This is a genomic window from Halomonas sp. 3A7M, assembly GCF_014897875.1.
Classification (GTDB): domain Bacteria; phylum Pseudomonadota; class Gammaproteobacteria; order Pseudomonadales; family Halomonadaceae; genus Vreelandella.
In genome coordinates, this window is the sequence record NZ_JABUZD010000103.1 from 1 (window position 1) to 18170 (window position 18170).

Consider the following 18170-nt stretch of genomic DNA (forward strand, 5'->3'; position numbering starts at 1 on the left):
TGGTGTGAGAGGACAGGGGAGGCGACTCCCCTTCCTACTCGATCTTATCAATCGGTCGTTTTCTGACGTAGTACGGCAATAGATAGTACGGCGATAGTTAGTGTCGACGAATCGTTAGCAGCGCCATTAAGATATCGCGGCGTGTGACAATCCCCACTAAACGTTGCTGCTCCACAACGGGATAAACCTTTGGTTTTGCTCCGAGCATTTCCTGTGCTAAGTCGGTGATGCTTTTATTGGGCGTTGTGGTGAGCACGTCTTGGCGCATTAACTCACGTACCAGCGGCGCTTCATCATCGTGGTAGATGCTGTCCAATACGCGACCCATCACGTCCTGTTCGGATATAAAACCAATCAACCGATCAGACGCATCTACCACTGGAGCGCCTGGTAAGCGATGCAATGCCAAACCTTGGGCTAAGTTGGTGATAGAGGTTTGGCCAGTGACGCGATAGCAGTCCCGTGACATGACATCGCGTACGGTATCGGGGGTTCTATTATTCATCTTGACACTCCTTGACGTAATACGCGCAGTTTCACTCTTAAAGAGAGTAGAGCAATAACTGCTTGCGGCATGAAAGCCATGAATCACAAGAACCATGAGTCACGAGAGCTATGAGTCACAAGACCTATGAGTCATAAGAGCCATGAGCCACGAGACCTATAATTCTATTAATGTAGAAGATTTAACTCACCCTGCGTTGTCCTTATTATTGGTACATTCAACGCTTTGCTTCATTCCAGAAGCTGCAAGGAGTCAGTATGGACGCACGTGAATACCTCAATCGCAAAGGCGTTGGCATAGAAAGAGACCCTGAACGGCCCAACACATTAGAAGAAAAAGCGTGGGAGAGAGCTCGTGGGGCAGGTAGCCAGCGTCCAAAATCCGGTACACCACATGATTGGGAAGATTGGGAGCGCCATCACGATGATTTGGCAGACGGCGCGGAAACGTTAGAGCAGAAAATTGATAAAGAGGCTCACCAAAAAGCACTAGCTAAAGAGAAGCAGCAAGCTGAGCAAGCGCAAGCGGCGGTAGAGCACTTTACGCCTACCGTGCAAACAAATGAGGCTGATAGCGCGCTTAAGCATCAAACCCAATCACCTATTGCTTCTGAAGGCGTGCCAGCATCGCCTCAACCGACATCGGTTCTGTTTGCCTACCGCGCGTTAGCCGTTTTGCTACCGCCTTTGGCCGTTGGGTTAACAGAGGGCGGGGCAAAACGTGTTGCTCTTAGTGTTGTATTGACGTTGTTGGGCTGGCTTCCTGGCGTAGTGCATGCGTTTATATGGTTAAAAAAGCACTAAGCTAGCGATTCTTCGCCTAGCCCATTGGCAGTTGTTGTGAAGCGCGTATAATCCCTGTCAACTTTTCTTTTCGGTGGGGTTTACTATGGGCTACCTTGTTAGCGTGACGGCGCTGTGGGCGTTCTCATTCTCGTTGATTGGTGTATATCTGGCAGGCCAAGTAGACAGCTACTTTGCGGTGCTTGTACGGGTAACGCTCGCCATGCTGGTGTTCCTGCCATTTTTACGGCCCAGCTTGCTGCGGGGAAAACAGCGTTTAGCGTTAATGGCATTGGGTGCGGTGCAGTTAGGCGTCATGTACACCTTCTTCTATCACTCGTTTTTACTGCTATCGGTTCCTGAGGTTCTGTTATTCACGATTTTCACGCCAGTTTATATTGCACTTCTAGATGACCTAATGTTTAAGCGCTTCACGCCTATTTATTTAGTGACCGCCCTATTGGCGGTGATCGGGGCAGGCGTCATTCGTTACGATGGTATTGATAGTGGGTTCTTGCTGGGCTTTTTGGTAGTGCAGGGGGCTAATCTCTGTTTTGCGTTAGGTCAGGTTGGCTATCGTCGTCTCGCAGCTGATTTGCCGCCCACCTTGGCGTGGCATAACGTTTTTGGCTGGTTCTTTATCGGCGCAATGCTAGTGGCACTCCCGGCCTTTTTGCTGTTTGGTAATACGGCAGCGCTGCCCAGTACACCGGTGCAGTGGAGTGTATTGGCATGGCTTGGGCTAGTCGCTTCTGGCGTGGGTTATTTTGCTTGGAACCAAGGAGCCACCAAGGTCGATGCAGGAACACTGGCGATAATGAACAATGCATTGGTACCCGCTGGTTTGGTGGTTAATCTGGTGATTTGGAACCGGGATGCAGATATAGGCAAGCTACTATTGGGCGCCGCTATCATGGCCGCTTCTCTGTGGTTAAATCACTGGTGGTTGCAGCGTCGTCGCGCTATATCTGTCTAACTAATTCAAGCTATTGTTTTTGCCCAGAGTAACCAGCGGTTTCGCGTTGCGCTGGGCAATTTGCTCGACACCCTCATACTCTCCATAATGTGGGCTGATGCCAGCGAGAGTTGTCCATGTCTAACACCCCATCGTCAGGTTTAGCACCCTTGAGCCAGGCCGAACGCACGCAGCCTTTAGAAGAAGCGCCCCTTAAAAAAGCGACGTCCTCTAAAGCGACGTCCTTTAAAACAATCGGCTTAATCGGCCGCTTAGGCAGTGACAAAGTGGTCGATTCGCTTAAGCGGTTGGTCAGCTATCTAGTTGCCCACGATTATAAAGTTCTGATTGAAGACCGGACCGCAACGGTGTTACCGAACCATGGACTGCCTGAAGCCAGCCGCCGCATGTTGGGGGAGCTGTGCGATTTGGTCATCGTTGTGGGGGGAGATGGTAGCCTTCTCGGGGCTGCCCGCACGCTATGCCTTAGCGGTACATTGATGTTAGGCGTGAACCGGGGGCGGTTAGGCTTTTTAACGGATATTTCTCCTGATGAACTAGAAAGTCGGGTTGGCGAAGTGCTGGCGGGAGAGTTTGAAGTTGAAGAGCGTTTCTTGCTAGATGCCGTGTTGTACCGAAACGGTAAAGCGGTGGGTAGCGGTGCTGCGCTCAATGAAGTGGTGGTTCATCCAGGTAAAGCGGTGCGCATGATTGAGTTCGAACTGTTTATTGATGGGCAGTTTGTGTATAGCCAGCGTAGTGACGGCTTAATTATTGCCACGCCCACTGGTTCAACCGCCTATGCACTTTCTGGCGGCGGGCCAATCATGCACCCCAAACTTGATGTAGTGACGTTGGTGCCCATGTTCCCTCATACGCTGTCGAGTCGTCCTATTGTGATTGACGCTGCCAGTGAAATCCGTGTTCACATTGGTGAAACCAATCAGACCTATCCCCATATCAGCTGCGACGGACAAACTCGTGCCGTGGCTAAACCTGACGATGTGCTCGTTATTCAACGAAAACCAGAGCGCGTTCAGCTCGTGCATCCTATTGGGCATAACTTCTATGAAGTGTTGCGCAGTAAACTCGGCTGGAGCCATCGGCTAGGGGATTAATATGGAGGGCTACGATTTAATCGGTGATGTACATGGGTGTGGTGCAACGCTGGCAGCGTTATTAGAACGGCTTGGCTATCATCGGCGGGGCGGGGTATATCGTCACCCACGCCGAAAAGTGATCTTTTTAGGTGATTTAATTGATCGTGGCCCGCGTATTCGTCTAGCGGTTACCATCGCACGCAGAATGGTTGAAGAGGGCGAAGCATATATTGTCATGGGTAATCATGAATATAATGCCCTGGCCTATACGCACCCTGCGCCCCCTGGTAGCAACAAGCGCTGGCTGCGCGAACATACGCCGCGCCATAACCGTATTATTGAAGACACGCTGGCTCAGTACCGCGATTATACAAACGAGTGGGAAGACACCTTGGCGTGGTTTAAGACTATTCCACTCTGTCTGGAGCTGGATGGGATTCGTGTGGTGCATGCCTGCTGGGATGACGAGTTGATTCGACAGCTCAAACAGCGCGCGCCCAACGCCTGCATGGACAATCACTTTCTGGTTGAGTCCACTGACCCCTCGACACAAGCCTTTCGTATACTTGATCGCCTAACCCGTGGGCCTCATATACCGTTACCAAAAGGCATTGCGATACACTCAGGCGATGGCTTTACCAGGCAGAGCTTTCGTGCGCACTTTTGGTCAGCGAACCCCCAGCAGTGGGGGGACGTGGTATTTCAGCCAGATAACCTTCCTGGTGACCTAGAGACCAGAACGCTGACCGATACTGAACGTCAGCGCCTTAGTTATTACGGCCCTGAACAGCCACCTTTATTTATCGGCCATTACTGGTGCGAGGGTATTCCCGCCTTACCAGCACACAACATTGCCTGCTTGGATTATAGTGCGGTGAAATTTGGCCGTTTAGTGGCTTATCGCTGGAGCGGAGAAGCGCGGCTCAACGCTGATCATTTTGTGTGGATACAGGTGCCAAAAGAGGAGCGTGCACTGCCTAAACCGTGGGAAATAGATTTTGATTAATAGCGATATTTTCCAGCTTTACACACGGTTACATATTTTTTTCAAAATCGCTGAACTAACGGTGTTGTCGGTTATCAGAGTAAGTGTTCCCTTGAATGATCCCTTGCTTTTTGATCCGGCGGCCCCCTCCGCCGGATTTTTTTCGTCTATCCGTTGGTGACGCGGCGTGACGTTACGCCGATTCTTATTGGTTGAAAGGAACCTGCCATGCATCCAGTAATGCTTTTACCCACGGGCGCGGACACAAAAGAGCTGCGTAAAGCTCTATGGCACTACCGCATTGGTCACCGCATTACCGATGAAGCAGATGGCCAGCTGCTATGGGTTGCCGACCCGCGCCAGCATGATGAAATGAGATCGTTGGTGAGTCGCTGGGAGCGAGGTGAGCCTCTGATTACGACGACTGTTCGACCCACCCACCGAAGCGGGATGAATCGTTTGGTGCCGATGTTGCGCCAAGTGCCGGTTACAGCGCTGATGATTGGTATTAGCCTATGTGTTTTTGCCCTAACAGGGGTATTTGGCGACTTACTAATTGTAGGGCTCACCATCGTGCCAGTGGGCGTTTCAGGTGGGCAGCTCGTATATGGCAACCTTAGTGACACAATGATGTCTGGCCAAGTATGGCGCTTACTGTCGCCTGCGTTTTTACACTTTGGCTGGATGCATTTGATCTTCAACCTGATGTGGGTATGGTACTTCGGGCGTCAAATCGAGCAGCTTCAGGGTAGTCGTACCATGCTGCTACTGCTTCTGGTTGCCGGTATTGGCGCTAACATTGCGCAATATGTCACTGGCACAGTGCTGTTTGGCGGTATGTCTGGTGTGGTTTACGCCTTGCTGGCCCATGTGTGGCTGATGTCTTATCGTGCCCCGCAAAGCGGATTTTTCGTCCCCCAGATGCTAGTCGTCTTCATGCTGGGCTGGATGGTGTTCACCATGACCGATATTGCCGGTAGCGTGGGTTTTGGCAACGTAGCGAATGAAGCGCACTTGGGCGGGCTGCTCGTGGGGCTGGTCACAGGCTGGTATTATTCATCCAAACGAAGCAAACATTAAAGGTGCCTACGATGAGTGACATGACCTTCGATAAAATGATTAACCAAATGACGCCCGCTATTTACGAAAGCCTTAAGCAGGCAGTGGCGTTGCGCAAATGGCCCGATGGCCGGTATTTAACGCCAGAACAGACCGAATTGTGCCTGGAAGCGGTGATGCGTTTTGAGGTGGAGAATAACGTTCCTGAAGAGAGTCGTGTCGGCTATCTGGAGCAGCGTACCTGTGGTGCTGGCGCGACCGGTGCCGGTGTTTCCCCTGAAATGGCAGGCCTTGCCCGGGATGCCACGCGTGACTGATGATCTGTTTGCCTCGGTAGCATCCCCGGTGCAAGGATGTTTGCAAAAAATGGCGGCTGATTTGCCTAGTCGCCAAGATGATCGGGTGGTGTATCACCTTCGCGCGGGCGACCATCGAATGCCTCTGAATGAGCGTATCGGCTCGCCGATGCGACTTGCCTGGAGCGGTGCGATTGCTTGCACCCACTGCGGGCGGGCAACCAAAAAAAGTTTTGCTCAAGGCTACTGTTACCCCTGCTTTAAGCGTTTAGCCCAGTGTGATACATGCATCATGAAACCCGAGACGTGCCACTATCATCAGGGCACCTGCCGGGACCCCGAGTGGGGCGAAAAACACTGCTTCCAGCCACACATTGTCTACTTAGCGAACTCATCCGGTTTGAAGGTAGGTATCACCCGCAAAACGCAAATGCCAACCCGCTGGCTGGACCAAGGGGCCATTCAGGCATTGCCCATTCTTGAGGTAAATACCCGGCAACAGTCTGGTTTTGTCGAAATGCTCTTTAAAGAGCAGGTGGCCGACCGAACTAACTGGCGTGCCATGCTTAAAGGCGAGGTGAAACCATTGGATTTGTGCGCAGAGCGTGACCGTCTTTTTAACCTGTTAGCCGATGGGTTAGGGCAGTTACGTGACGTGCACGGTGCGGATGCCATTCGTACGCTGGATGAAACGCCGCTGGACTTTCATTATCCCGTGGCGACTTTCCCAAGTAAGGTGACGTCCCATAATTTTGATAAGCAGCCGCTGGTTGAAGGTACTCTTCAAGGTGTAAAAGGGCAGTACCTGATCTTTGATAGCGGGGTTATTAACCTGCGTAAATTCACCGGTTACGAAATCGCTGTGGAGTAGCCTTCGCTATATCTCCTAACGCGGGCTTTTAACTGATTATAACTGCCTATCTTCGCTATCCTGCCTAGCTAGAGTCGCTTTTGTTAACTAAGGTTATCTGGGGTGAATCCCGTTATCGCCTTACGCAACGCAAGGAAGCCTCAATGCCATGGCTAAAACTTCTGCACATCGCCGCGCTAGTTACTTGGTGCGGCGCGCTTCTCTATTTACCCGCTCTGCTTTTGCATGCGCTCCAGCTGCGTAAAGACGCTGGATTCGCTCAAGGCACGCCCCCCATGCCACGTTTCTTCTATAACTCCATCGCAACACCTGCTGCCTTGGTCGCCATCGCGTCGGGCACGCTGCTGTTTCTGCTGCATGGCCTTCTTGGGGGGTGGTTAATTCTAAAGCTAGGTGCCGTGGTGCTAATGGTGGCTGCCCACGGCTGTTTCGGTTGGCTGATTTTGCGGCTGGAAATGGGGATTTTCAAAGGCGTAAAAGTTGCCAGTCTATGCGCCTTAATCCTCGCGTTAACGGGGATATTGGGTGTGCTTGGGTTTGTGCTCTCCAAACCGCTGGCTTGGAGTTAACGCAATGAAGATTATTCCCTTAAGTGCCAACACTACTATTGCCGACATTGCGCTGTTAAGGCGACTTCTCAACGTCGACGCCGACAGCATGCTCGTATACCAACTGGCCGCCCAGCCAGCCTGCCAGCGCGATCAGGCAGGCAGTGACCAGCGAAATGGCCAGCCCCCAGGGCAGTACCGCACCAGGTTCATTAAATCGCAGAAGCCAATTAAGCGACGCCAGGGAAAGCATGACAACGGCCACAATCGCGTGGCTCCAGCCGGTGATCAGGCGGCGGATCCGCGCCACGGTGACCAGGTCAATAATGCCCGCTACCGAAGCAATCCAGCCGCCAAACGCGCCTACCCCCGCCAACCACAAACCGCTGCGCAGCCAGAAAGGGTCTTGGGTATACCAGTAAGCCAGGTCGCTGGCGACCAGCGCCATCAGTGCGGCCACAGGAAAGTGGATCATCACTGGGTGAAGCGGATGGCCAGCCAGCGCGGCACGGCTTTTTATCGAGCGTTGGGGAGTAAGTGTCATGGTCACTTCCTGTGGTTAGACAAAGCGAAAAAGTCATTCAGACCAACGGCATGCCAGGAAAATTGCAAATGAGGGAACGTAATGGCGTAACGTCCACCATCATTTCATATTTATCGTCACGATGGGTCCGTCGAACAGCATGCTTGCTTGGGACTTTCTTACTGGTGAGCTTAGCGGGCTGCACAGGTGATAGATCTATCTTAGACCCTGCTGGGCCTGCTGCGCGAGACGTGCGGTTAATTTGGTGGGTAATGCTCGGATTTGCCACCCTTGTACTGATTGGGGTGACAGCTCTTTGGCTTTACGCCTTTAAACCAAGAAATGTGGAACGCACACCTGCCCAGGAGCGCCGTATCGCTCGCCGGTGGATTATTGGCGGCGGCATTATGTTGCCTGTGGCCAGCATTACCGCGCTGCTACTGTTTGGCGTTCCCGCCGGCCAGCGGATGCTAACGCTACCCATGAGCGAACCGCCAGAAGTTATCGAGGTGATTGGCCATCAGTGGTGGTGGGAAGTGCGCTATCCCGATGCTGAAGGCGGTGAGGTTGTTACCGCTAATCAACTGGTGATGCCTGCTGGAGAGCCAGTAGATTTTCATGTCAGTGGTGCCGATGTGATTCATGCGTTTTGGGTGCCCCGGCTGGGGGGGAAAATAGATATGTTGCCGGGCCGCGTAAATAAAATTCGTTTACAAGCTGATGAACCCGCGGTGTTTGGTGCGCAGTGTGCCGAACTTTGCGGCGTGGGCCATGCCCATATGCAATTGCATGTGGAGGCCTTGCCACGCAGCGAGTTCGAGGCATGGTTAACTGCAAGACAAGAGACGACGCTTAGCGAACTGGCCGTTGCCGATGCTACTTACGACGACGCGCGAGATGCTTTTATGACGCATTGTGCCCGCTGCCACCAGGTAGCGGGCGTTAGCCAAGGGGGCATTGGGCCAACGCTTTCAGATGTGGGCGGTCGCGCCACGCTAGGCGCGGGGGTGATTGCCATGGAAGAAGGGGCGGTGAGTCGCTGGTTGCAGCATCACCAAACGCTAAAGCCAGGCAATAAGATGCCTACCCACAGTGAAATTGAAACGGACACCTTGGATGCCCTGGGTGCTTGGCTGGAGGCCTTGTCACCATGAAGAGTGTCAATCAAGAAGCCATTGAGCATGACCCGCAGCAATTGCACGAAGACTTGCACACCATTTGGGGGAATCCCAAAGGTCTAAGATCCTTAACTATCGTCAATCACACCACGCTTGGCCTACGTTTTATGGTCACGGGGATGGTGTTTTTCCTGATTGGCGGCATTTTAGCAATGCTGGTGCGAACCCAGTTAGCGATGCCCGACCAAAACTTTATGTCGCCAGACATTTATAATCAGGTCACCACCATGCATGGCACGGTGATGATGTTCCTGTTCGCCATTCCTATGCTGGAAGGGCTGGCGATTTACCTGATCCCAAAGATGATTGGTGCCCGCGACCTGGTCTGCCCTCGGCTAACATCACTTGGCTATTTCTGCTATTTATTTGGCGGGATTATTCTTACTTCCAGCCTGATTATTGAAATGGCGCCGTCCAGCGGCTGGTTTATGTACACCCCGCTTAGTAGTAAAGAGTTCTCGCCTGATCTGGGCTCGGATTTTTGGCTGTTGGGCATCACGTTTGTGGAAATTTCTGCAGTGTCTGCGGGTGTAGAGTTGGTAGTGTCGATATTGCGCACTCGCACTCAGGGCATGGCGCTGCATAAAATGCCGTTGTTCGCTTGGTATATCTTGGCCATGGCACTGATGATTGTGGTGGGGTTTCCACCGTTGATTCTTGGCAGCGTTTTACTGGAACTTGAGCGCGCCGTTGGTATGCCATTTTTCCAGATTGCGGGAGGCGGCGACCCCATCCTGTGGCAGCATCTGTTTTGGCTGTTTGGTCACCCTGAGGTGTACATCATCTTTCTACCTGCCGCGGGCATTGTTTCGACGCTAATACCGGTTTTTGCCGGGCGGCCTATTGTCGGTTATGGGTGGGTGGTAGCTGCCATCGCTATTATGGGCTTTATCAGTTTTGGGCTTTGGGTACACCACATGTTTACAGTGGGTATCCCACAGCTGGCTCAGGCATTTTTCTCGGCGGCTAGCATGCTGGTGGCGGTACCAACGGCGATTCAGGTGTTCGTTTGGCTGGCTACCCTGTGGCTAGGTAAACCTAAAATGAAACTGCCCATGCTTTGGGTGATGGGCTTTTTAATTATTTTCGTTTGCGGTGGTTTAACTGGGGTGATGTTGGCGCTAGTGCCATTTAACTGGCAGGTGCACGATACCCACTTTGTGGTGGCCCACATGCACTATGTATTGGTGGGTGGCATGTTCTTCCCACTCATTGCCGGGCTTTACTACTGGTTGCCGCTATTTTCCGGGCGTATGCCATCTGAAAGCCTCGGGCGTTGGGGGTTCTGGCTAACCTTTTTAGGCTTTAACGGTACGTTTCTGATTATGCATTGGACGGGCCTTTTAGGTATGCCCAGGCGTGTTTATACCTATGAGGCTGGCTCCGGGTGGGAGATTTATAACCTGCTCTCATCCGTCAGCAGCTTTGTGCTATCGGCGGGTATTGCCATGGTGTTGCTGGATATCGCGCTGCACTTCCGGTTTGGTAAACCCGCCAAACAGAACCCATGGAATGCCGATACGCTGGAATGGGCTAACTCGATGCCCCCAAGCGCTTATAACTTTGTCAGCTTACCTACTGTAGAAACACGGCATCCGTTGTGGAATGACCCGAATTTGCCACATACCATGGCGAAGGGTATGCACGGCTTAGCGGTGGCTTCCCACGGCCGGCGTGAAATGTGGGGTAGCGACCCGATTACAGGCAAAGTGCGCGAAATCATTCACCTGCCTGGTAACTCCTGGTGGCCGCTGTTGGCTGCAGCAGCGCTGGCAGTGGTGTGCATTAGTTTATTAACCCGTGTCTATGCGCTAGCGGGCATCTTTGTAGTGATTGCTGGCGTGTTTCTACTGCGCTGGTCGTGGGAGAACGGCGCACACCCGAATGCAGCCCCTGATGCAGGGGTAAAACCAGGCGATCCGCCGCTTCATTCACGCACGATGGATGGCCCTGGGCTTTGGGCAATGGCGGTGTTTTTAATTGCCAACGGTTCGTTCTTTCTTTCCTATCTGTTTGGCTGGTTTTATCTATGGACTGTTTCGCCTGAGTGGCAAATGCCAGATACACCGCCGCTGTCTCTGCTGATAATGGGCATGGCTGGCGGGGTGGTTATAGCAGGGTGTGTGGTGATGGAGAAGCTGGTACGCGGGCTGCGTCAGCAGCGTGATGCAGGGTTAAGAGCAAGCCTCTATTTAGCCGCTGTGTTAGGCGTATTTCAAGTGGGGCTCGCTGGCTGGGCGCTGTGGCGAGCCGATCTTTCACCGACCCAAACCACCCACGATGCGGTGATGCTGGTGGGGCTTGTTTACGCGCTTTTTCATGGTGGCCTAGCGGTTATCTTAACGGTGTTGCAAGGCATGCGCGTTGGTTATGGCTACGTGGGTGCGCAGGCGCCGTTTGAACCCGCCGTAGTGGCACTACTTTGGCGCTATAACGTGGTCACATTCTGGTTGTTAGTCGGGGCGTTGGCGATACTGCCTCGGGTGATAGGAGGATAATGGTGATGGTACTACTACATTTTACTCATCCCATCCACTTAATTATCGGACTAACGCTATGGAGCCTATGGTTTGTGGCGGTTTATAGCGGCCTTTCAGTAGCCTGTGCGGTGGCGCCACCATCGCCAGAAGCGGGAGCGCTTACAGGTCTTAATGCCGCGCTAGGTGGTGTTAGTCTCATTACTGCCGTAGGGCTTGCGGCGCTTGCCTGGGGGAGTTGCCAAGTGGCGAAGCAGCATCAAGGTCGCCAGCGCTTTCATGCCACTGTCTCGGCATGGCTATATTTGTTTTCCGCTTTCGGTGTGGTGTTTGCGGGTATGCCGATTATCAGTGTGCCGCCTTGCCTATAAGTCATAACGCCCACGTTAGCTCGATGCCAGAAGACGATAAAACATCTAGCCATGACACACCCCTCTATACCCTGCATGGTATGTGGTGTACCAGCTGTGCTCTGGCAGTAGAGGGGGCGCTAGCACGTCTGCCTGGGGTCATCGACGTTAGCGTCCACTACCCCACGGCAACCGTGTGGGTGAAAGGTGCGCGAGAGGCTGTCGATCTGACGGAGCTTGCGCCGGTAGTCAAACGGCTGGGTTATCGGCTAACTGAATTAGAAGCCGTCGATGATGCCCATGATCGTCTTGAGCAGGAGAGCCGCTACCTTACCTTGCGGTTGTTAGTAGGCGCCGTATTCGGTATGTGGACCATGTTGGCATCACTGCTTATTTATGTGGGAGCGCTACCGAGCGCATCGATAGAGCAAGTGGTGGCGTGGATATCGGGTGCCTTTGCGCTACCCATAGTGGTGTATTCGGGCTTGCCGTTTTACCGAGCAGGCTGGCGCACGTTACTTGCCAAACGCCCAGGGATGGATGTGCTGGTTAGCCTTGGCGCGATCGGTGCAGTGAGTGTGTCGATTGGGTTGTTGTGGCGCGGCTCGTCGGAGGTGTATTTCGATACGGCGGTTATGCTGATTGTGTTGTTGCTCGTTGGGCGACTGGTAGAAACGCTGTGCCGCCACCGTGGGCTGAAAGCGCTGGATGCACTGGCATTGCCAGATGCGGCTATAAGCGCTTGGCAAAAGGGGGCCTGGGTCTTACTTCCTATTAATGATGTGGCCGCGGGTACGCGCGTTAAGCTAGCGCCGGGGGAGTTAGTGACGCTAGATGGCATTCTTGATGCTCCCGGTTGGATTGATACCGCCTCACTGACCGGTGAAAGCTTGCCACGTCACTTCAATGCAGGGCAGAGAGTGTATGCCGGCTGTCGCTACCTAGGCACGACACCACTGATAATGCAGGTCACTGCAGGGGTTGGTAAACGCCGATTGGATCGACTGCGTCATGAAATGCGCCGCTATCAGGCCCAAAAAGGGCAACTGCAGAAACTAGCCGACCGTTTTGCCGCCTGGTTAAGTCCTTTGGCACTTGTGCTCTCGCTAGTGACGCTGCTTGGTGCGCTACTCGTTGGATTGGGCTGGGAGGATGCATTGGTGCGTGCTCTCTCAGTGCTCGTGGTGGCATGCCCCTGTGCCGTTGGGCTGGCGGTGCCTTTGGCTAGTCTTGCCGGTAGCGGTCAGGCTATGCAACAAGGTATTGCGCTGCGTGACCCCGCCGCGCTAGAAATCTTGGCGCGTATTCGTTCAGTGGCGCTTGATAAAACCGGAACCTTAACGACAGGATGCCATGCGGTACTGCACTGGCAATCGCGGGCTGGCATTGATGAACACACGTTGCAGCACAAGCTAACTAATGCCGTTGCCGGGAGCGAACATCCGTTAGCGCAAGCATTGGCGCGCTGGTCTGGTGGCCAAGATGAACAAAGCTCTCAGCCTTGCATAGAAGATGTTGATGAATTCCCCGGGGAAGGACGCCGTGTTCGCCTTGTAAACGGTGAATGTCTGATGATAGGCAGCGCCGGTTGGCTGACACGACAGCAGGTTGATGTTCCTTCCCAAGCGGAAGAGGCCACGCTAGCTTTTGCTTCCCAGGTAATACTGGCGGATGAGTCAGGCTGGCTGGCGACGTTCTACCTAACCGATCAACCCGTAGACGATGCAGAGCTAAGCGTGAAGCGCCTGCTAGGGTCAGGTTATCTGGTTGCAATGATCAGTGGTGATCGTCAGGGCGCGGTTAGTTGGGTAGGTGAGCGTGTTGGTCTGGTGCGCGAAGCTTGCTATGCCCAGCGCTCTCCGGAAGCCAAGGCACGGCTATTACGCGGGTTACCATCGCCAACACTGTTTGTGGGAGATGGCGTAAACGATACGCTAAGCTTGGCGGCAGCAGACGCTGGCATTGCCCCACTGAGTGCCAGCGAAGCTGCCCGCGAGGGAGCATCCGCCCAGCTCATGACGCCAGGGATTGGTGGGGTAGTGAAATTGCTTAGCATTGCCAAGCGTACGCGGCGCGTTATGGAGCAAAATCTTTTCTTCTCGGCACTCTATAACACCCTGGCACTTGGCGTGGTCGTCGTCATGGCCATACCACCGTTGATCGCAGTACTCGCCATGGCAATAAGCTCGCTCAGCGTGACGCTTAACGCCGCACGATTAGCATGGTCAGAGCAGGAACAATGAGTCAGTGTTTAAGCGTAACCAAGAGACTGCTTTAGCCGTTCCGCATGAGCAGCAACCCAGCGAGGATCTATCGCCCCCCAGTCACGTATCTGGTAGTGGCCAATATTATGGCGCTCACCTTCGCCTTTCTCGAATACGCACTCGATATCCAGCTCCGCAAGTGAGGTGATAGTATCCTGCGCGGTACGACGAGGCATACCGGTGGCCTCAATTAATGCGGGCACGCTCGCGATACCTTGCTCAATTAAGTACGCTACATATAGACGGCGGTAAAAACTCGACTTGGTTTTGCTTAAAGCGGTGGTCATGCAATCTCCTGTTGAAGCGCAAAATAGCGGTAAAACGATGAAGCCAGCATAGCGGCGGGGTGGCGATGGTAATGGCAAATGATAGCTCGGTGCATAGTCAGGAAATAACGTTTTCGAACGAGCTTATTAACCAAGCGCTCGCAGGTGCCATCAGTACGTTGCGCACTATCCACTTTACCTCACATTTTACCAAGCTTCTGCGTACATTAGTTACCTTCGACTGTACTGTTATAGTGGGCTACCGACCCGCTAAACACCCTATTTATCTGTTCGACTCCCTACCGGAGCAGCGCGAACTACTGTTCCAGCGTTATTTGATGGATGCCTATCAGGAAGACCCATTTTTGCTACTGCTTGCCCAGCAACAAGAGCAAGGCGTTTTTAGCATCGAAGACACCTCTCTATTTAAGCGCGTTAGCGATACTTATCAGCAAGGTTTTAATCAGCAAACGGGCTGGCAGGATGAGGTATGCATTATCTTGCAACTGGGTGGTGAGGATTGGTTGGTGATATACCTGGGGAAATTAAGCGGTCCGGAAACTCAGCACACTGGCTTTACATGTGCCGATCGCGCTCGGCTAACCGGTTACCTGGGTGTGCTCTCCGCACTTTGCAAGCAGCATTGGCAAGTACCATTTCATCTTGCTAGCACGACAGTAAATAGTGACATAGCGGCAACGCTGCGCCAATCCGTCGAAAGCTTTGGGAAAGCACTACTAACTCCAAGAGAGCAGCAGGTTGCTGCATTGATGGTACAGGGGATGGATAGCCAGGAGATTGCTGAATACTTAGCGATAGGCCTCGGTACGGTTAAGAATCACCGCAAACGCATTTATGCCCAGTTGGGCGTTACCTCACTGAGTGAGCTATTCGGCCTGTTTCTCAATCATATCGTGGCGGCGTCAGCTAGGCCTGACTACCGCTGACCAATGCCTTTATCTCTATTATCGCTATTTGTCCCTATAGGGATATCGTACTTTATCTAGGTGCCCCTTAGCCTAATGCTATTAATTAATTGCAAAGGGGCAGCATCATGGACGCTACGGCATTATTGCAGGATCTGAAGCAACGTGGGCTGGTTGCGCAGTCGACGCATGAGCGGCAGGCGCTCAACGAGCTGCTCAGCACCCCGCAAACCATCTATTGTGGCTTCGACCCGACGGCGGGCAGCCTACACATTGGGCATCTAGTGCCACTATTGATGCTTAAGCGCTTTCAGGATGCCGGGCACCAGGGCATTGCCTTGGTTGGCGGCGCGACAGGCATGATTGGCGACCCTAGTTTCAAAGCCACCGAGCGATCGCTAAACTCTCCTGACACCGTTAAAGGCTGGGTGAAGTCGCTAGAAGAGCAGATCTACTGGCTGATGGCTGCGCATTTAGAGGCGCCGTTTAAGGTAGTCAACAACGCAGAATGGATGAGCGGAATCAATGTGATCGAGTTCTTCCGTGATGTGGGCAAGCACTTTTCCATGAATGCCATGATTAATCGGGAATCGGTCAAACAGCGGCTAGAGCGCCCCGACCAGGGAATGTCGTTCACCGAGTTTAGCTACGCACTACTGCAATCCTACGATTTTGCCTATTTAAACCGCACGCTGGGCTGCAGTTTGCAGATTGGCGGTAACGATCAGTGGGGCAATATTGTCAGCGGTATCGATTTAACCCGCCGTCTCAATGGTGGGCAGGTCATGGGGATGACGCTGCCGCTTATTACCAAGTCAGACGGTACCAAGTTCGGCAAAACCGAAAGTGGCACTGTATGGCTCGATCCAGCGCAAACGTCGCCCTATAACTTCTACCAGTTTTGGCTAAACACTGATGACAGCGACGTCTACCGTTTTTTACGCTACTACACCTTTATTAGCTGCGATGAGATTGACAAGATTGAAGCCAATGATCGAGCCGTGGCAGGTAAGCCCCAGGCACAAATGATACTGGCGGAAGCGGTCACTCGTTTCGTTCATGGTAATGAAGGGCTAAAAACCGCACAGCGCATTTCTCAAGTGCTCTTCAGCGGCAACGTAGCCACGCTAACGCAGCATGAACTTGAGCAACTAGCACTAGATGGTTTGCCATGTATCCAGATATCGCCAGAAGAGCCGTTAGATAGCGTACTCGTCAAAGGAGGTTTAGTTGGCTCTAAACGCCAAGCTCGTGAGCTGATTGAGCAGGGGGCAGTGCGCCTGAACGGCGAACGGGCTGTACAAACCCGCTTGGAGGAAAGCTTCGCGTTATTTGATACCTATTGGGTCGTACAAAAAGGCAAAAAGCACTTCTGCCTGTTTAAGCGCGCGTGCTAATAGAATAAATCCCCTTGCGCCCGTGGTGGTCGAAAGTCGCGGGTATTCAGGCCCTGTTCGGTGCGTGGCTGCATGTTCCACTGGCGGCTGGCGCGATTAAAGCGCTGGGCGATCAAGTCAGCAAAGACACCTTCACCACGGAAGCGTTTACCAAATTGTGCATCGTAGTTTTTGCCGCTTCGGCATTGGCGAATCAAGCTCATTACCTTAGCCGCTCGCTCGGGGTAGTGGGCTTGTAGCCATGCTTCAAACATTGGTGCGACTTCATAGGGCAGGCGCAGCAGCATCCACGTTGCTGTGCGCGCGCCAGCCCGGCTGGCCGCTTCAAGAATGCGTTCAATTTCGTGATCAGTAAGGCCAGGAATAATCGGTGAGACCAGCGTACCCACTGGAATGCCTGCGGTGTTGAGCTCGCGGATCACTTTTAAGCGCGCCTGAGGCGAGGCCGTCCGGGGTTCCAAGGTACGCTTTAGGTTGGCATCCAGACTTGTCAGGCTAACAAGCACCCGCACTAACCGATGCTCGGCCATTTCTGCTAGCAGGTCTAAATCCCGCAGTATTAGCGTGCTTTTAGTCACCAGGGTGACCGGATGCCTGCATGCCAGTAGCAGCTCCAATAAACGACGTGTTGTTTGGTATTTCGCTTCCAGTGGCTGATAACAGTCGGTGTTGCCGGAAAGGTTGATAGGACGACAGACATAATGGGGGTGGCTAAGCTCGTCTGTTAAGTGCTCAACTAAGCCTGTGCGGGCGATTAATTTAGTTTCAAAATCGAGACCCGGTGATAAATCCCAGTAGGCGTGGGAAGGGCGAGCGTAGTGGTCGCACCTTAAAGTGAAGTTGTAGATATGATTCATTAAGCAATTGTTTTTTATTGTTAAATTTGATATTCCTGTAGATCTACAAAAAACGTCAGTTTAGTCACCAATATGACTATAGAGCGTCTACACATTGGTAATCTGGTACCAAATTTTTAATTTTATTTGCAAAAGATATCCTAGGTTGCTTTTGTTAATCGCTGCACAAATCTCCCCAAAACAACTTCGTAGCTAAAGGCGCAGGAGAGTCTGATGTTGCAGGTATTGTCTGGAAAGCAACGATGAGATAAATTCTTAAGGAAAAGAATTTCCGTATTAAAAAGCTTCCTTGCCATCAGAAAAAATTCTCCAGATCAATTACATTAAAGAGAGTAGGTACTGACGGTAGTAGTGAGAAAAACTCAGCGTCAGCAATGAATGCTCAGTTACTTGTAGCTCACTCTTTCTGTTCTCCTCTGCTGCGGGAAGGAAGTGACCTTTATTTTCTTTTACGTCCTCGGTAATGCCATTTGTGTGCTCTGCATGGGATTTAGTCAGACGATCATTAAGCTTTTTTGCCTGCAGCGTGGATTGATCCTCGGGAAGGTCATTCGCGATTCTTTGCGAGTATTTACGCAGGGTAGGTTCAGCAATCACGTAAAGCCACGCTTCCTTATCTTCAATACCCATCTGTCTTAAAATACGGCCCAGAACCTGTCTGTAGTGAAGCTCGGTGCGAATGCGACTGAGGTAGCAGCAAACAGATAGGCGCTGAATATCTGTGCCTTCAGAAATCATGCTTACCGCTACAATCCAGCAGGTGTTGTCATGCCGAAACCGGTCGATTTGATCTTACCCAGCAACAGTGGACACTCGTTTAAGCGATCATTC

Annotated in this window: 19 protein-coding genes; 14 read left to right on the forward strand and 5 right to left on the reverse strand. The window is 52.5% G+C overall.

The window, feature by feature from the left end:
• Positions 1–97: 97 nt before the first annotated feature.
• Positions 98–505, reverse strand: coding sequence for a CBS domain-containing protein (locus INT19_RS09000; protein WP_038483124.1), 408 nt, complete (start codon positions 503–505; stop codon positions 98–100).
• Between the two features lie 257 nt (positions 506–762).
• On the opposite strand from INT19_RS09000, the gene INT19_RS09005 reads away from it, so the two are divergent.
• The 8 genes from INT19_RS09005 (at position 763) to INT19_RS09040 (ending at position 7122) form a co-directional block, all read left to right on the forward strand.
• Positions 763–1308, forward strand: coding sequence for a YqaE/Pmp3 family membrane protein (locus INT19_RS09005; RefSeq protein WP_193060503.1), 546 nt, complete (start codon positions 763–765; stop codon positions 1306–1308).
• Between the two features lie 85 nt (positions 1309–1393).
• On the forward strand, positions 1394–2263 hold the full coding sequence (locus tag INT19_RS09010; protein WP_193060504.1) for a carboxylate/amino acid/amine transporter: 870 nt from the start codon (positions 1394–1396) through the stop codon (positions 2261–2263).
• Between the two features lie 116 nt (positions 2264–2379).
• Positions 2380–3360, forward strand: coding sequence for an NAD(+) kinase (locus tag INT19_RS09015; protein WP_038483133.1), 981 nt, complete (start codon positions 2380–2382; stop codon positions 3358–3360).
• Between the two features lies 1 nt (position 3361).
• Positions 3362–4348, forward strand: coding sequence for a metallophosphoesterase (locus tag INT19_RS09020; RefSeq protein WP_193060505.1), 987 nt, complete (start codon positions 3362–3364; stop codon positions 4346–4348).
• A 207-nt stretch (positions 4349–4555) separates the two neighbouring features.
• Positions 4556–5407, forward strand: coding sequence for a rhomboid family intramembrane serine protease (locus tag INT19_RS09025; protein ID WP_193060506.1), 852 nt, complete (start codon positions 4556–4558; stop codon positions 5405–5407).
• Between the two features lie 11 nt (positions 5408–5418).
• The gene (locus tag INT19_RS09030; protein WP_038483142.1) at positions 5419–5703 is read left to right on the forward strand and encodes a YeaC family protein; all 285 of its coding nucleotides are present in this window, start codon (positions 5419–5421) and stop codon (positions 5701–5703) included.
• Complete coding sequence (locus INT19_RS09035) at positions 5687–6553, forward strand: DUF2797 domain-containing protein (RefSeq protein WP_193060507.1); 867 nt, start codon at positions 5687–5689, stop codon at positions 6551–6553. The genes INT19_RS09030 and INT19_RS09035 overlap by 17 nt, the downstream gene beginning before the upstream one ends.
• Before the next feature lie 143 nt (positions 6554–6696).
• Positions 6697–7122, forward strand: a complete 426-nt coding sequence (locus INT19_RS09040) for a CopD family protein (protein WP_095604605.1) — start codon at positions 6697–6699, stop codon at positions 7120–7122.
• Positions 7123–7177: 55 nt separating this feature from the next.
• Here INT19_RS09040 and INT19_RS09045 read toward each other — a convergent pair whose 3' ends face one another.
• Positions 7178–7645: a DUF2231 domain-containing protein gene (locus INT19_RS09045; protein WP_038483151.1), complete on the reverse strand. Its 468-nt coding sequence runs from the start codon at positions 7643–7645 to the stop codon at positions 7178–7180.
• Between the two features lie 68 nt (positions 7646–7713).
• Here INT19_RS09045 and coxB point away from each other — a divergent pair, with 68 nt between their 5' ends.
• From coxB to INT19_RS09065, 4 genes are read left to right on the forward strand one after another with little or no spacing between them, the layout of a single operon-like run.
• On the forward strand, positions 7714–8778 hold the full coding sequence (gene coxB, locus INT19_RS09050) for a cytochrome c oxidase subunit II (protein WP_193060508.1): 1065 nt from the start codon (positions 7714–7716) through the stop codon (positions 8776–8778).
• Positions 8775–11300: a cytochrome c oxidase subunit I gene (ctaD, locus tag INT19_RS09055; RefSeq protein ID WP_193060509.1), complete on the forward strand. Its 2526-nt coding sequence runs from the start codon at positions 8775–8777 to the stop codon at positions 11298–11300. The genes coxB and ctaD overlap by 4 nt, the downstream gene beginning before the upstream one ends.
• A gap of 5 nt (positions 11301–11305) precedes the next feature.
• Positions 11306–11650, forward strand: a complete 345-nt coding sequence (locus INT19_RS09060) for a hypothetical protein (protein WP_193060510.1) — start codon at positions 11306–11308, stop codon at positions 11648–11650.
• A 23-nt stretch (positions 11651–11673) separates the two neighbouring features.
• Complete coding sequence (locus INT19_RS09065) at positions 11674–13872, forward strand: heavy metal translocating P-type ATPase (protein WP_193060511.1); 2199 nt, start codon at positions 11674–11676, stop codon at positions 13870–13872.
• A gap of 8 nt (positions 13873–13880) precedes the next feature.
• On the opposite strand, the gene INT19_RS09070 is transcribed toward INT19_RS09065, so the two are convergent.
• Entirely contained in the window at positions 13881–14180 is a 300-nt protein-coding gene (locus tag INT19_RS09070) for a winged helix-turn-helix domain-containing protein (protein WP_193060512.1), read from the reverse strand.
• Positions 14181–14251: 71 nt separating this feature from the next.
• Between INT19_RS09070 and INT19_RS09075 the strand changes: the two genes are divergently transcribed.
• Positions 14252–15106 (forward strand): LuxR C-terminal-related transcriptional regulator, encoded by an 855-nt coding sequence (locus INT19_RS09075; protein ID WP_193060513.1) that lies wholly within the window; start codon positions 14252–14254, stop codon positions 15104–15106.
• Between the two features lie 107 nt (positions 15107–15213).
• Positions 15214–16482, forward strand: a complete 1269-nt coding sequence (gene tyrS, locus INT19_RS09080; protein WP_193060514.1) for a tyrosine--tRNA ligase — start codon at positions 15214–15216, stop codon at positions 16480–16482.
• On the opposite strand, the gene INT19_RS09085 is transcribed toward tyrS, so the two are convergent.
• On the reverse strand, positions 16479–17339 hold the full coding sequence (locus INT19_RS09085) for a PA0069 family radical SAM protein (RefSeq protein ID WP_226924553.1): 861 nt from the start codon (positions 17337–17339) through the stop codon (positions 16479–16481). The two genes, tyrS and INT19_RS09085, sit on opposite strands and share 4 nt — an antisense overlap.
• A gap of 318 nt (positions 17340–17657) precedes the next feature.
• The gene (locus INT19_RS09090; protein ID WP_226917018.1) at positions 17658–18077 is read right to left on the reverse strand and encodes a hypothetical protein; all 420 of its coding nucleotides are present in this window, start codon (positions 18075–18077) and stop codon (positions 17658–17660) included.
• Positions 18078–18170: the final 93 nt, after the last annotated feature.